Source organism: Pseudomonas sp. SJZ131 (genome assembly GCF_007828705.1).
Lineage (GTDB): Bacteria > Pseudomonadota > Gammaproteobacteria > Pseudomonadales > Pseudomonadaceae > Aquipseudomonas > Aquipseudomonas prosekii.
In genome coordinates, this window is record NZ_VIVC01000001.1 from 826,536 (window position 1) to 841,151 (window position 14,616).

At 58.1% G+C, this 14,616-nt stretch carries 11 protein-coding genes; 4 read left to right on the top strand and 7 right to left on the bottom strand.

Translation table 11 applies throughout. The annotated features are described in order from the left end of the window. Positions 1–30: 30 nt before the first annotated feature. Positions 31–1,218, top strand: a complete 1,188-nt coding sequence (locus FBY12_RS03535; protein ID WP_145251243.1) for a pyridoxal phosphate-dependent aminotransferase — start codon at positions 31–33, stop codon at positions 1,216–1,218. Between the two features lie 107 nt (positions 1,219–1,325). Here FBY12_RS03535 and FBY12_RS03540 read toward each other — a convergent pair whose 3' ends face one another. From FBY12_RS03540 to FBY12_RS03560, 5 genes are all read right to left on the bottom strand, one after another. Continuing rightward, the gene (locus FBY12_RS03540; protein WP_145252302.1) at positions 1,326–2,303 is read right to left on the bottom strand and encodes a D-glycerate dehydrogenase; all 978 of its coding nucleotides are present in this window, start codon (positions 2,301–2,303) and stop codon (positions 1,326–1,328) included. Positions 2,304–2,352: 49 nt separating this feature from the next. Continuing rightward, positions 2,353–3,651, bottom strand: coding sequence for an MFS transporter (locus tag FBY12_RS03545; RefSeq protein WP_145251245.1), 1,299 nt, complete (start codon positions 3,649–3,651; stop codon positions 2,353–2,355). 107 nt (positions 3,652–3,758) lie between these two features. Then, positions 3,759–4,733 (bottom strand): sugar kinase, encoded by a 975-nt coding sequence (locus FBY12_RS03550; RefSeq protein ID WP_145251248.1) that lies wholly within the window; start codon positions 4,731–4,733, stop codon positions 3,759–3,761. Continuing rightward, positions 4,726–5,508, bottom strand: a complete 783-nt coding sequence (locus FBY12_RS03555) for a sugar phosphate isomerase/epimerase (protein WP_145251250.1) — start codon at positions 5,506–5,508, stop codon at positions 4,726–4,728. Before FBY12_RS03555 ends, FBY12_RS03550 begins: the two co-directional genes overlap by 8 nt. Before the next feature lie 146 nt (positions 5,509–5,654). Next, on the bottom strand, positions 5,655–6,680 hold the full coding sequence (locus tag FBY12_RS03560) for a LacI family DNA-binding transcriptional regulator (RefSeq protein WP_145251252.1): 1,026 nt from the start codon (positions 6,678–6,680) through the stop codon (positions 5,655–5,657). Between the two features lie 255 nt (positions 6,681–6,935). Here FBY12_RS03560 and FBY12_RS03565 point away from each other — a divergent pair, with 255 nt between their 5' ends. The 3 genes from FBY12_RS03565 (at position 6,936) to FBY12_RS03575 (ending at position 12,979) form a co-directional block, all read left to right on the top strand. Next, on the top strand, positions 6,936–7,757 hold the full coding sequence (locus FBY12_RS03565; RefSeq protein ID WP_145251254.1) for a hypothetical protein: 822 nt from the start codon (positions 6,936–6,938) through the stop codon (positions 7,755–7,757). Between the two features lie 137 nt (positions 7,758–7,894). After that, on the top strand, positions 7,895–9,856 hold the full coding sequence (locus FBY12_RS03570; RefSeq protein WP_145251256.1) for a hypothetical protein: 1,962 nt from the start codon (positions 7,895–7,897) through the stop codon (positions 9,854–9,856). Between the two features lie 417 nt (positions 9,857–10,273). Further along, positions 10,274–12,979: an autotransporter outer membrane beta-barrel domain-containing protein gene (locus FBY12_RS03575; protein ID WP_306092821.1), complete on the top strand. Its 2,706-nt coding sequence runs from the start codon at positions 10,274–10,276 to the stop codon at positions 12,977–12,979. Between the two features lie 78 nt (positions 12,980–13,057). On the opposite strand, the gene FBY12_RS03580 is transcribed toward FBY12_RS03575, so the two are convergent. After that, the gene (locus FBY12_RS03580; protein WP_145251258.1) at positions 13,058–13,675 is read right to left on the bottom strand and encodes a LysE family translocator; all 618 of its coding nucleotides are present in this window, start codon (positions 13,673–13,675) and stop codon (positions 13,058–13,060) included. A 51-nt stretch (positions 13,676–13,726) separates the two neighbouring features. Next, positions 13,727–14,566, bottom strand: a complete 840-nt coding sequence (locus tag FBY12_RS03585; RefSeq protein WP_145251260.1) for an AraC family transcriptional regulator — start codon at positions 14,564–14,566, stop codon at positions 13,727–13,729. Positions 14,567–14,616: the final 50 nt, after the last annotated feature.

The following is a 14,616-nucleotide window of genomic DNA, read 5'->3' on the forward strand; positions in this document are numbered from 1 at the left end:
TGTCAGGAACACGCGCCACAGGAGAAATACATGCGCTATTCAGCCCTGACCCAACGCATCGCCGGAGACGGAGCGGCGGCCTGGAAGATTCATGATCGAGCGCTGGAGATGCGCGAGCAGGGCATTGATGTGTTGCTGCTGTCGGTCGGCGATCCGGATTTCGACACGCCGAAACCGATCGTCCAGGCCGCCATCGACAGTTTGCTGGCCGGCGACACGCATTACTCGGACGCGCGCGGCACTCGCGCGTTGCGCGCCAGCATCGCCAACCGCCACCGTCGGCGCAGCGGGCAAGCAGTCGAGGCTGAGCATGTGATCGTGCTGGCGGGCGCGCAATGCGCGGTTTACGCGGTGGCTCAGTGTCTGCTCAATCCGGGCGACGAGGTAATCGTTGCCGAGCCGATGTATGTGACGTATGAAGCGGTCTTCGGCGCCTGTGGGGCGAAAGTAGTGCCAGTGGCGGTGCGCCCGGAGAACGGTTTTCGCGTCGATCCGGCCGATGTCGCGGCGCGGATCACCCACAGAACCCGCGCCATTTTGATGAACAGTCCGAACAATCCTTCCGGCGCCAGCCTGTCGTTGCCGATCTGGCAGGCGTTGGCCGCGCTGTGCATTCGCCACGATTTGTGGCTGATCAGCGACGAGGTCTACAGCGACTTGCTGTACGAAGGCGAGCACATCAGCCCGGCGAGCCTGCCGGGCATGGCCGAGCGCACGGCAACCATCAACAGCCTGTCGAAATCCCACGCCATGAGTGGCTGGCGCGTCGGTTGGGTGATCGGCCCCCAGCCATTGGCCGAGCACTTGATGCATTTGTCGTTGTGCATGCTCTTCGGCATTCCGGACTTTGTGCAGAAAGCCGCGCAAGTGGCGCTCGACGGCGATTTGCCGGAAGTGGCGATGATGCGCGAAGAGTATCGCCAGCGCCGCGATCTGGTCTGTGCGCGGCTGGGTAATTGCCTGGGGATTCGGCCGATCAAACCCGATGGCGGGATGTTTGTGATGGTCGATATTCGCCAGACCGGGTTGTGCGCTCAAGGTTTTGCCGAGCGCTTGCTTGATGGTTATGGCGTGTCGGTGCTGGCCGGCGAGGCGTTCGGGCCGAGCGCGGCCGGGCATATCCGGATTGGCTTGGTGGTGGATCAGGTGAAGTTGGCCGATGCGTGTAGGCGGATAGCCCTGTGTGCGGCGGACTTGCTGGAAGCACGACGGGCTTGAGGGCCTCATTGCGAGCAAGCTCGCTCCCACATTGGATCTGCGACGTACACAAATTCCCTGTGGGAGCGAGCTTGCTCGCGATAGCTGCCTGACCGGCAGCAGATTTCTCAAGCCTTCCACGCCGCCGAATTCACCAGGTTCGCCGGCCGCTCACCGGCCAACGCTTGCAGCAGATTGTCCACCGCACAGGTGGCCATCGCTTCGCGCGTTTCGTGGGTCGCCGAGCCGATATGCGGCGTCGCGACCACGTTGTCCATTTGCATCAGCGACGAATCGGCATTCAGCGGTTCACGCTCGAATACATCCAGCCCCGCCGCGCGAATCTGCCCGGAACGCAGCGCTTCGATCAGCGCCGCCTCGTCGACCACTTTGCCTCGGGAAATATTGATGAAAATAGTCTGCGGGCGCATCAACGCAAACTGTTGCTTGCCGATCAAACCCTCGGTTTCGGCAGTCAGCGGCAACGTCAGGCAAACGAAATCAGCCTGTTGCAGCAGCTCCGGCAAGCTGCGGTATTGCGCGTTGAAACGCTGTTCCACTGCCGGTTTCGGCGAGTGGCTGTGATAGATCACCGGCATGCCAAAACCAAAATGCCCGCGCTGCGCCAACGCTTCACCGATCCGCCCCATGCCGATAATGCCAAGCGTTTTGCCGTGCACATCAGTGCCGAACTGCGCCGGGCCGACGTTGCGTTTCCATTCGCCGGCGCGAACCATGTTCGCCAGCTCGACCACACGCCGGGCGCTTGCGAGGATCAGCGCAAAACCGGTGTCGGCAGTGGTTTCGGTGAGCACGTCCGGGGTGTTGCTGAGGAGGATTCGGCGCTCGGTCAGGTAATCGATATCGTAGTTGTCGACGCCCACCGAAACACTGGCGATCGCTTGCAGATTGGGCGCCCGATCCAGCAGTTGCGCGTCGAGCTTGAGGCTGGCGCCGAGCAGTCCGTGGGCGCGGGGCAGGGCGTCACGCAACTGCGCGAGGCCGTCGGCATTAAGGTTGTCGATCAGCGTGACGTCGGTCTGCTCATGCAGGCGCGCCATCAGCAACGGCGAAAGTTTCTTGTACAGCACGACCTGCTTTTTCATCGTCATGTTTCTCACTCAATTCAATTCAATTCGATCAATTCAGTTCAATTCAGGAATGCGCCGCCACCGGGCTTTTCGCGACAGGCTCGGCAACGGTGCGGTCACTCGCGCCGGGCTTGAGGAAAATCGTCAGCACCACGGAAAGCATCAGTGCGCCGCTCATCAACAGGTAGGAAGCGCCGGGCGAACCGGTGGTGCTGTTCAGGTAACCGACCAGATACGAACCGCCAAACGAGCCGAGCGCGCCCATGCTGTTGATCAGCGCCATGGCGCCACCGGCGACGTTGGCCGGGAGGATTTCCGGGACGATCGCAAAAAACGGCCCGTAAGGCGCGTACATGCAGGCACCGGCAATCACCAGCAAGGTGTAGGACCACCAGAAATGCTCGGCGCCCAACGCGTAGGAACCGTAGAACGCAATCGAGGCGATCAGCAGCGGCGGCCAGACAAACCGTTTGCGCTTCTGCAACTTGTCCGAGCCCCACGACACCACGAGCATGCCGATCACCGCTGCCAGATACGGCAGCGCCGAGAGCCAACCAGCCTCAACCATGTCCATTTGCAAACCGGATTTGAGGATCGACGGCAACCACAGCACAAAGCCATAGACGCCGATGCTCCAGCAGAAAAACTGCAAGGCCAGCACGATGACTTTCGGCGAGCGGAAGGCTTCGGCGTAGTTTTTCACCGCTTTGATGCCGACCTGTTCAGCGGCCAGCGCGCTTTCCAGATCCTGCTTTTCCTCGTCGCTGAGCCATTTGGCTTGGGCCGGACGGTCATCCGCCAGACGCCACCAGATAAACGCCCAAACCACTGCCGGCAAGCCTTCGATGATGAACATCCAGCGCCAGCTGAAATGCTGCACCAGATAACCGGAAACCACCGACATCCAAAGCATGGTCACCGGGTTGCCGAGGATCAGGAAAGTGTTGGCGCGTGAGCGTTCGGCGCGGGTGAACCAGTGGCACAGGTAAACCAGCATCGCCGGCATCACTGCGGCTTCGACCACGCCGAGCATGAAGCGGATGACGATAAGCCAGTAGGCGTTGGAGACGATGCCGGTGAGGGTGGCGAGGCCGCCCCAGAGGATCAGGCTGACGAAGATCAGCTTCTTGACGCTGTGTTTCTGCGCGTAGATCGCGCCCGGCACCTGGAAGAAAAAGTAACCGAGAAAAAACAGTGCGCCGAGCATCGACGACAGTCCCGGCGTGATCATCAGGTCTTCGGCCATCCCGGAGGCGGCGGCGAACCCATAGTTGGCGCGGTCCAGATACGCCAGGCTGTAGGTGATGAACACGATGGGCATGATGTACCACCAGCGGCGGGCGGCGAGTGTTGCAGTTTTCATGATGGTGCTCCTGAGCTTGTTGTTTTTGTCGCAGCAGGTAACGGGTCAGATCTTCAGTAAATGTACCGGCCCCTTCGCGGGCAAGCCTTGCTCCTACAGGAATTGCGCTAACCCTGTAGGAGCAAAGCTTGCTCGCGATCGGCGCTGGAGAATTCAGCAGACATCTCAATCCTCGTAGGCAACCCTTCCATATCCCCACGGCTCTGCACTGCGCGGCTGCCAACCCAGTTGGCGCGTTGCACGGCTTCGGCGAAGCTGTGGTTTTCCAGCAGGGCGCTGATCATGCCGACGGCAAATCCATCGCCGGCACCCACCGTGTCGACCACGGTTTGCACCGGCACGCCGGCGACAAAACCCTGATCCAGTTGCGTACGGTAATAAGCGCCGTGCGGCCCGAGTTTGATCGCCACCGCCTCGGCCCCTTGGTCGAGGTAAAACGCGGCAATGTCGGCCGGGTCGTCAAAACCCGTCAGCAAACGGCCTTCGCTCAACCCCGGCAACACCCAGTGGGCGAGGGCGGCGAGACGGTTGATCTCGGTAATCATCAATTGCTCGGTGGCCCACAGGCTCGGACGCAGATTGGGGTCGAACGACACGCTGCGCCCGGCGTCGCGCATGCGCGTCATCAATTCCAGTGACATCTCGCGCGCACTGGCCGACAGCGCCGGAGGAATGCCGGTGGCGTGCAAGTGCCGAGCGTTGAGCAGTTCAGGGCTGATCGACTGCACCGACATATGACTCGCCGCCGAACCGCGACGGAAGTATTCGACTACTGGATCGCTGCCATCGTCGGCGCGCGACTTGAGCTGAAAACCGGTTGGGTGAGCAAAATCCACCGCCACATGCCGACAGTCGAGGCCTTCGTTCTCCAGTGTGTCGATGACAAAACGCCCGAGGGAATCGTCGCCCACGCGGCTCAGCCACGCGACATTGAAACCCAGCCGCGACAGGCCGATGGCAACGTTGCTGTCGGCGCCGGCAATGCGTTTGTGAAAGTGCCCGACCGCAGCCAGATCACCATTTTGCTCGGCAACAAACATGGCCATGGTTTCGCCGAAAGAGAGGATATCGATCTCAGACATGCGCGTTCTCCAGGCGTGATTGGCCGAGGCCGGCGAGGATCGCCACGTGTTCGCGGGTCAGTTGCACCAAGTCATCGCCCTGCAACGGATATTCCGCCGCTCGCATCACGCCATGGGCCATGTGCCGCAGCAATTGTTCCCACAGGTGCAGGTCAGCGGCGCTCGGCGGGATGGCAACCAGCTTGCCGTCAGCGCGGCGCGCGACCGCTTTGCAATGCACATAACCGACATGCCGGCCCAGCAACCGCGCGGCGCTGGCGGCGGACTGGTCTTGCCATTGCCAGTTGCCAATATCGAAAGTCATTTTGATCGGCAGACTGTGCTGATCGACCTCATCGAAAAATCGCTGAAACGGCTCGATGCGCCCGCCGTGCAAGGTCTGGTCGTTTTCCACCAGCAACTGCACCGGGCTTTGGCTCAACAGGCGGGCGAGGGCTTGCAGGTCATTGTTGTCGGTGAAATAGCCCAACGAGACTTTCAGCCATTTGGCGCCGAAATCCCTCGCGCGTTGCAGCGTTGGCAGCAGTTGCGGATTGGGTTTTGACTGTCCGGCCAGCCACAGTTCGATCGGCGAGGAATAGACACTTTCCAGTGCCTGGGCCTGAGTGGCGGCGGCCAGTTGCGCGGGGTCTTCGTCGGTCAGCAACTCTTCGCGCCATTCGATGCGCGACGCGCCGGCAGTGGCCAATACATCGACGAAACTGCCTTGTCCGCGTTGGCGCACAAGGTCGGCGCCGTAGCTGGACAGGCTGATGGAAACGGCTGGTTTATTCATTGTTGTTTGCCTCTGAAACCGGTTTCATTTTTGTTCAAAAAAAAGGTTGGGGTGAGGCTTATGGCCTCATCGCGAGCAGGCTCGCTCCCACAGGGGTACGCATTCCATATGTGGGAGCGAGCTTGCTCGCGATGGCATCAACTCAATCACTGCAAATCCCCCCGCGTCGAGCCGCGCACAATCAATTGCGCCGCAAAATCCACGGTCCGCGCCGGCCCGACATCACCGCGCAGCCGTTTGAGCAGGCACTCGAACGCGCTGGCGCCAATCTGCGCCGTCGGCTGCGCGAGCGCGGTAATGCCGCTCCCCACCAACGGGTACCAATCCAGATCATCCAGCGCGATCAAACCAACATCGCCGAACAGATCGCAGCCCAATTCGCGCAACGCGTGGGTGCAGGCCAGCGCCGCAATCCCGTTGGCACAGAACAGCGCTTTCGGCCCATGGTCGGCGGTATCGAGGAAAATTTTCAAACGTGAAGTCAGGTCACTGACAGTTTCGATAACAGCCCCGCGCAACGCCGCACGCTGCTCGATCTGCGCCTTGAAACTGCTGACGCGCTCGATCCGCGAACTGGTGCCGTCGAACGGTTCGGTCACCATCAGCACGTCGCGATAACCGCGCTCTTGCAAGTGGGCGAGGGCCATCGCGACTGCTGCCGGGTTGTCCAGTCCGACCAGATCGCTGTCCAGTTGCTCGACTTTGCGATCGACCAAAACCAGCGGCATCTCGCGATGCAATTCGCGCAGTTCATCGCGGTGATGACCCAGGGTGTTCACGATCAGGCCTTCGATGTTGTACGAGCGCAGCAACGCCAGGTGCTGACGTTCCTGCTCGTCATCGCGATCGGTGTTGCACACCACCAGGCTGTAACCGTGGCGCCGGCAAGCGGTTTCCACGCCATGCATCACGGCAATCGAATAAGGGTTGCGGATATCGGCCACCAGCATGCCGATCAGCCGCGTGCGCCCACGTTTCAGACCGCGGGCCATTTGGTTCGGGCGATAGCCCAGCGCGCTGATCGATTGCTCGATGCGCTGCGCAATGGCATCCGAGAGCAGGGCGCGGTCATCGCCGATGAAGCGCGAGACGCTGGCCTTGGACACGCCGGCGTGTTCAGCGACATCGAGCATGGTGACGCGGCTGCGCTGGGCGGCGGAGAAATCGTTCATTGCGGCGGACCTTATTATTAACGGCGTTGCTAATCGGTACAGAAAGCTCTGAAACCGGTTTCACAAACTATCAGAATGATTTCGACCGTCAAGCAGAGTCTCCATCGAAGTATGGGGCGCACCAGACAGACGGTAGCTTTACCTGTCAGATTTGACAGTAGGCGGCCTGCGCTTCTGCGTATTTAATTGATTCAAGAATCAATTGCCAACGTACTCCGACCCCGTCAGGTTTCAGCCACTTCAGGGATATAAGTGATGCCTAAATCCGAGGATCTTGTCTTGGGTAACAACGATGTATTCGCTGTGCCTTTGACTGTTGATGGTGTGGCTGTTGATGATCCTGAAGGATTGATTCCTTATCAATTGTTGATTGATGGCACTGTCGCCAGAGTGCCTCGATGGGAAGACTTTACAACGGTGGTTTCGCGCAGTGATCGACTGGTTGTTACTTGGCAACAAAATGGCCTCAGCACCGTTATATTCGATCAAACGTTTCCAGGGCCAGTTGATCAGCTGGAATTTGAAATACCGCTGACACCACAACTCATGAGTGTCGACGGGGTAGCGTTTCTGCACTATGTAGTATTCGATGCAGATGAAAACCGCGACCCGGCCGACCGCTCGACAAGACTGACGATTGACCACAGCCAACCGCCGATTCATGAACTTGAAGTTGTCGCGTTTCCCCACGCATCACCGTGGGGTTATCTGAATTGCGCGACCCGACCGGAACTCAAGGATGGCGTGACAATAAAAGTACCGCCGCAAGTGCATGGCGAGCCAGGTGATACCTGCAAGTTGCAATGGCAGGGTTATAAGAATCTGAATAAAACAAACATTGTCGATGACGCCTTTGCTGTCGTCAGCAAAGTGATAGACAGAGACGACCTGGACAAAGGCTTTACCGTTGTGATGCCTTTCCGGCCGGCATTACCCGCATTGATTGATAACGCTTCTGCCACCGTCACTATCATGTTTTTTAGAGGCGGAAAATTGATTGCTCAATCACCACCGGAATTGGTCAAGATTGATCGCAAGATACCTGGTGAAGTGCTGCCATGTTATTCAAATTGTTGAAGCCTTGAGTCGTCGCTTTGCGATGTTTGATATATCCGGCGTCGGCAGGAGGTCGCTGTAGAAAGCGTTTTTGAAATTGTCGTACCGCTGTGCCGTATCACCCTTGAAATTTATCTGATTAATTGGAGTGAATAAGAATGACTATCTTGGAAAAGAATCTGGATTTCGGTGCGCCAGTGGGCGGCGTATTGTCCGATCCTCCAGTCGTCGCGGCGAAGATTGATGATCATCGTGTATTGGTCAGTGCGCTGCGTGTGCCCAACTTGTCCGTTGTGCTGGATGGTTTGAACAACGCGGCGGAAGGTGGCTCTGCCCAAATGTATTTAACTACACCAAGCGGTCGTGTAGCTGTCGGATCGCCACGTACGCTGGATGGCGCTTTGCAGCCAATTACGTTCGATCTGCCTACCGCGCTCATTCCTGAGTTGCCTACGCCTGCCGACCCTACCGAATACAGCGTGGACTTCGAAGTATTTGATGGTGACGGCAACGATGACCACTCGACCTCGGCAACGCGACTGCGAATCGACCTTACGCCTCCGTGGCAGGTGAAATCACCGTTCAGCCGCGCCCGTCCACCTGTCGTGACTTTCGCGAATGCGCCTGCGGACGGTGTGCTTAATCGTGCATGGTTCAACGCGAACCCGGGTGGTTTGCAATGTATTGCCGATGTGTCCTATCCATTCCGCGATGTGCTGGACACCGTCAGGTTCTGCCTGTCTGCGCGCAATGTTGCCAGTTCTACTTTGACTCCGGTGTATGAAGGGGTAGTTTCAGCGATCGGCCACTTTACGGTACCTGCTGCCAACCTGATCGCGCTGGGTAACACGACGTTGTACCAGATCTATACCGTCGCCGATCGAGTCGGTAACCGCAGCATCGACTCGTTGCCGGTGAGAAATCTGGAAGTTCGACTTCCACCAGCACCGACGTTGTTCGCGCCTACGGTTCCAGTCACGGGGGCCGACGGTAGTTTGCCGATTTCTCTGGCCACCTATAACCCCACTGGAAGTCAGGTGTTCATCGAAATCCGGCGGCCAACCAATGGTGAAATTGGTGACGAACTTAATGTGTCTCTGGGCGGCATCGCGGTCGGTCCTGTATCTATTGTTGACGCCACCACTACGCCATTGCGCATCGCCCTGTCATACGATATTTGCGATGCCGTGTTTGGCGCCGCTACCGAAGAAACCGTGGCCGTGCTCAATTACACTCTGACCCGCGGCACCGATACACCGATCCCCAGCCCAAACACTAATGTGTTCCTGAACCTTATCTATCCGGGCCCGGATCTGATTCCTGAACCGGACCTGGAAAGCGTTAACTTGCCTCCAGTTGAAGTGAGAGGGAACACCGGCACACTCAATCACATCCTTCCTGCAGACTTCGGCCAGCCCGTAATTTTCACGTTCAGGAAGTGGGAGCTGGATCTCGGTGCAGATCTGATCAGCCAGGCCATCGTTACTTTCTATTACAACAACCGGCCGATGGGCGATCAAACCATTGATCCGGGCCAGGATACCTGTGCACTGTCTGTTCCATTCCAGACTGTTGCCGCCGAGGGGCTGGGCAACAAAGAGGCGTACGTTACTTTGGAGTATCCGGGTAATCCAAACATTGTTCGGCAGGCAGTTCCAACCAACGTGCTGTTCGAAGCTGTGGAAATTGATCTTCTTGAACATACAGCTAGGACGTTCAACGTCGACCGAGCTGTTAGCTGCCCGTCCCTTGACGGTGTCGCACCGAATCAGGTCTGGAGAGTAACAGCGCCTGCCCAAGGTATTTTCAGCGCAACACTGGCGGTAACGCTGCACGCGCAGGGTTATGAAAATATTGATAAAACCAACCCGATCGGGATTACTTTCACTCAAATCCGAAATGTTCCAGCAGCGGGCGCTGCAGTCATTTTCGAAGTTCCATTTGATTACCTGAAAAGTCTGCAAGGGCCGATTGTCCCACCTCCTGGAACACCTGACTTCAATTACATGGAGGTGTGGTACAGCGTTACGATTTCTGGTGCGCCATTTGACTCGCCGCGGGTTCTGCATCGTGTCAACGTGCGTAATACCAGTAGTTTGTTTTGCGACGGTTCGGTCTGATTTAACCAGTTGAATCAAGTGTTCCGGCCGACATGAACTTGCTCTTGTGTCGGCCGGGCGCACTCTCCGCTCACTGAATTTCCGTTTTTTTTGATGGCGAGAGTAATAATTCGTATCTCCTTTGGGATTATTCCTACATCGGGCGGTACATTTCGCCTGTAGTCTTCCGGCGCTCTGTTCGTGTCCCAAGTTAGTGCGCGAACTGCATTATCTGTCGAGTAAAAACCCTAGGAGTCTTTGATGACTACAGTGAGATTGTTCCGAATTCGCAGTTTCGCAATGTGCCGAGTTACTTGCGTAACATTGACGACATTATTAGCTCTTCCCGTTCAAGCGGCTATTGTGCCGCCGGGTGATACTAAAGACATCACTGACGCCGATCCGCGAGAAACATGGGTCCTTAATCCAGGCTCAACGTTGAACTCTGACCGTGGGAACGTTCTGGATGTGTTCGCGAACAATTCCGTATTCAATGCCAACGACGGCTCAAGCAATCAGATTAGGGCACAACTAAATTCAACAGTTGATCTGGACGGTATGACTGTTCTGAACAGTAATACATTCGGCGCTGCCATTCGGGTCAGTAACAGCACAGCTGATATTTCGAGAAGTCAGATCACCAGTAACGATATCGGCCTGGAACTGGTCCGCGTCAATACTGCTCAAACAGGTTCCACAGTTTCCTTGACTGACGGTACGAGTGTCGTCGCCGTCAATGGCGGCGCTTTCCTGACTGGCCGCAGCCAATTGAACATGGACGGGTCCACGATCGAGGCCACAGGTGCCTCCAGTTACGGTGTTCGGTTGACCAACGCTCATCTCAACGCAACTGACAGCAGCATCGTCGGCGGCGTTAATGGCGTACAGGTCGGCAAGGAGCAGGTACTCACGAGCGCATCGTCAGTTACGCTCGACCAGACTCGCGTCGAAGGGCGCAGCGGTGCGGCGATTGTCGTCGGATATCAAGGCCGGCCGGACGTCACAGCCACCGTTAATGTACTCAATAACTCGCAGCTGATTGGCGCCAACAGCAACATTCTCGAAGTCAATGATGGTGCGCATGTCGACCTGACTGTTGATCGAAGTGCGCTGGCAGGCAATGTAGTGGTGGCCGAGGGCAGCACTACTCAAGCTGTTTTTCAGAACGGCGCTTCGCTGCAGGGCAACTTGCAGAATGTTTCGCGTGTCAGTTTTGATCAGAGTGCCATGACCGGTGATGTGCTTGCGCTGGCCGGCAGTGCAGCCACTGTGCAGTTGAGCAACAGTTCAAATCTCGCCGGCAATGTGGATAACGTCGAGCGCTTGTTGCTGGACAGCGACAGCGTGATGACGGGCAATGTGCGAAGTGATACTAACGGCAGTGTGTTGCTCGACAATCGTTCCACACTCAACGGCAACGTGAATAACGTATCCGACCTGTCGCTGCGCAATGGCAGTGTCTTGACCGGTAATGTGAACACTGCGGTCGACGGCATCGTAAATCTGGATCGGTCCACGCTAAACGGTGAGGTAAATAACGCCAAGAACCTTTCGCTTGACCGAAACAGTGTCATGACCGGTGAAGTGAAGGGGGGCGCGGATACAGTAGTGCAACTTGATAATGGCTCCGCGTTCAACGGCACGATCCGCGATACCAGTCGGGTCGCGCTGGACAATGGCAGTGTCATGAACGGCGATGTGGCCAGTAACACTGGTGGTGCGGTGTTGCTCGATAACGCCTCAAGTCTCACGGGTCGCATCGACAACACGACAAACCTCACGATCAATAACGCCGCCCAGTGGGTCATGACTGGCGATAGCAGCGTGCAAAACCTGGCGCTCAAAAACGGTATCGTCCGCATGGGCACTAACGAACCGTTCCGACAACTGAATGTGGGTGATCTTTCGGGCACTGGCACCTTCGTGATGGGGACGGATTTGAGCAATGGTCGCACTGACTTCCTCAACGTCACGGGCAACGCGAGCGGTCAGCATCAGTTGCAAGTTGCCGCCAGCGGCGCGATTCCACTGACGGCGGAGCCGGTGAAGATCGGTAATATCGCTGCCGGGGACGCGAGTTTTGCCTTGGCCGATCGTGAAACAGTCGACGCAGGCACCTTCGTCTATCGACTCGCAAAAGAGGGTGAAGGCTTGTACTTGAATCCGGACAAGGAAACGGTCAGCACTTCAACAAACACCGCGCTGGCACTCGCCGGCAGCGCGCGCAGCGTATTGAACGCGGAAATGTCCATGCTCAGCGACCAATTGGGTGATCGCAGCATGAGCATCCGCCCTGAATCGGGGCTGCGCGCGATGGACGACAGTTCAGCGAAAAACCTCAGCAACAGCGTGTGGGTCAGGAGTTACGGCAACCAATACAACGTCGCCAACGCTTACGGTGATGGCTACACGCAGAACCAGACGGGCATCACCGGTGGTGCCGACACCACCGTGAACCTGGGCGGCAGGGACTGGGTGGTGGGCGGATTTGTCGGCACCAGTCGGACCAACATGGACCTGAGATACGGCTCCAGCGCCACGGTCGACAGTGTCAATGCCGGTGTTTACGGCAGCACTTACGACGCTGAAAGCGGCATTTTCGTCAATTTGATGGGCAAGGTTAACCAGTTCCACAACAAGGCCAAAGTCACCATGAGCGACGGCGTGCGCGCCAAGGGTGACAACAAGGCGTTGGGCGTCAGTGGTTCGGTGGCGGTCGGCAAGCATATTCGTCTCAAGGACGATTACTTCCTGGAGCCGCAAGTTCAGCTCTCGACCGGCGTCACTCAGAGTGACGAATACCGTCTCGACAACGGCCTGCAAGTCGAGAGTGACACCATGCGTTCAGTGCAAGGCAAATTGGGCATTCGCGGTGGGCGCGTGATTACCCTTGCGGGTGGCGCTTTGCTGGAGCCGAGTCTGCTGGCCGACGTCAATCACGAATTCGTCAAAACCAATGAAGTCAAAATCAACGACGACAGTTTTGATGATGATCGCGCCAGTAGCTCGTTTGGTTATGGCGCGGGTTTGAAGTGGACAGCGGCGCAGCGTAACTGGCAGGTCGCGGGTGAGGTCGGTGGCAGCAAAGGCAACACGGTAAGCCAGGACTGGAGTGGCAGCATGAGGCTCAGCTACTTTTACTGATCACGATGGCTGCAAAACGATTGCAGAGCTTTGCCCCGATCCTGTCGGGGCTTTTTTATGGGCGTCGCAACGTTCGACTTACGCCAGCAGACTCAGGCATGCCGAGCCCAGCAGCAACAGCGCCATGAGCTGATTGAAGCGCTTCAACGCGCTGGCTGAGCGCACCCACCGGGATGATCCCGCACCCAGCAACGCCCAGATGCCCAGACACGGCAGCGACACCAGGAAAAACACCAGCGACAGGCAAGCGGTCTGCAACTGCTGATTTTCGCCAGTGCCGGCGAATACGCTGACCACGGCCAGGGCCATCATCCACGTTTTGGGATTGACCAACTGCAGACTCGCCGCGGCCCACAAGCCGAATGTTGCCTGCACGGGTTGCTCGCGCTGGTCATCGACCGGCGTCACCGGCGCACGAAAAGTCTGCCAGGCCAGGTAACTCAGCCAGAGCACTCCGGCCCATTTCATCAGTGATTGAACCAGCGGCAGTTGCGCCAGCGTCTGGCCAACGCCGCTGCCCACGGCCAGCACAATCAGCGCCGCACTGGCGCAAGCGCCGAAGATAATCGGCAGCGCCGCCCTGAACCCAAAACGCGCACTGTTACTCAACACCAGAATATTGGTCGGCCCCGGCGTGATCGACGCGACGAACGCAAACAGCAAAAACGGCAGCAGGGTAGGGAAGGTTGAAAGCATGACCGTGTAGCTCCAGTGAATGATCGATGGCCGATCTTCACCAGTCAGCCTTCACACGTCTGGAAGATTTGAGCAGCGCTTGCGGTACATCGCCGGGGTCAGCCCATAAGCGCGGACGAACCAGCGACCCATATGGCTTTGATCGGCGAAGCCCAATTCCATCGCCACCGCCGCCGGTTGCGCGCCGCTCGCGAGCAAACGCCGGGCCTTGGACAACCGCAGTTGCACCAGATAAGCGTGCGGCGCCAGACCGTAAGCGGCTTTGAACGCGCGGGTCAGCCGAAAACGATCGACACCGGTGACCATGGCCAGTTGATCGAGGCCAATGTCCAGATGCGCGTTGGCGTGCAGGTATTCGCGGGCCTTTTGCGCGACCAGCGGCAGGCGTGGGTCTTGGCTGTAACGGGTGCGCCAGTGCAAGTGGCTGGTCAAGCGTTCGAGCAAGGCGTCGAGGGCCGTTTGCCGGACGATCTTCAGCTCGCCGCCGTGCAAGGTCTGAAACGCCTCACTGGTTGCCTGCGCCAGTCGCGGGTCGGCGGTCAGGGTGTTGGCGAAGCTCAGTTGGCTGCTGAGCGGGGCGTTGTCGAACAGCGCGGCGAGTTCGCGCTCAAGCCATTGCGGGTCGAGGTAGAGCATGCGGTAGGTAAAGCCGTCTTCGGTCGGTGCATCGCCGTCGTGAATGTCGCCCGGTTCGAGCAGGAACACCTTGCCCGGCGTGCTTTGATGCCGCGCCCGCCGACAGTTGAATTGCTGCACGCCTTGCTCGGTCACGCCCACCAGATAACTGTCGTGCCAGTGCGGGTCGTAAGCGTGGCCCTGGAAATGCGCGCGCAGCGTTTCGATGCCGGTGTCGGCGTCCTGTGCGAGATCGATCCAGTTATGCGAGGTCATGGCTGCACCTGTGAGACGAATGGCCGGCTGAGTGAACACCGGCGACGCGG

What these genes read in the sequence shown, in the direction of transcription:
- FBY12_RS03535 (WP_145251243.1), top strand. Translation starts at nt 31, where the DNA reads ATGCGCTATTCAGCCCTGACCCAACGCATCGCCGGAGACGGAGCGGCG.
- FBY12_RS03540 (WP_145252302.1), bottom strand. Translation starts at nt 2,303, where the DNA reads ATGAAAAAGCAGGTCGTGCTGTACAAGAAACTTTCGCCGTTGCTGATG.
- FBY12_RS03545 (WP_145251245.1), bottom strand. Translation starts at nt 3,651, where the DNA reads ATGAAAACTGCAACACTCGCCGCCCGCCGCTGGTGGTACATCATGCCC.
- FBY12_RS03550 (WP_145251248.1), bottom strand. Translation starts at nt 4,733, where the DNA reads ATGTCTGAGATCGATATCCTCTCTTTCGGCGAAACCATGGCCATGTTT.
- FBY12_RS03555 (WP_145251250.1), bottom strand. Translation starts at nt 5,508, where the DNA reads ATGAATAAACCAGCCGTTTCCATCAGCCTGTCCAGCTACGGCGCCGAC.
- FBY12_RS03560 (WP_145251252.1), bottom strand. Translation starts at nt 6,680, where the DNA reads ATGAACGATTTCTCCGCCGCCCAGCGCAGCCGCGTCACCATGCTCGAT.
- FBY12_RS03565 (WP_145251254.1), top strand. Translation starts at nt 6,936, where the DNA reads ATGCCTAAATCCGAGGATCTTGTCTTGGGTAACAACGATGTATTCGCT.
- FBY12_RS03570 (WP_145251256.1), top strand. Translation starts at nt 7,895, where the DNA reads ATGACTATCTTGGAAAAGAATCTGGATTTCGGTGCGCCAGTGGGCGGC.
- FBY12_RS03580 (WP_145251258.1), bottom strand. Translation starts at nt 13,675, where the DNA reads ATGCTTTCAACCTTCCCTACCCTGCTGCCGTTTTTGCTGTTTGCGTTC.
- FBY12_RS03585 (WP_145251260.1), bottom strand. Translation starts at nt 14,566, where the DNA reads ATGACCTCGCATAACTGGATCGATCTCGCACAGGACGCCGACACCGGC.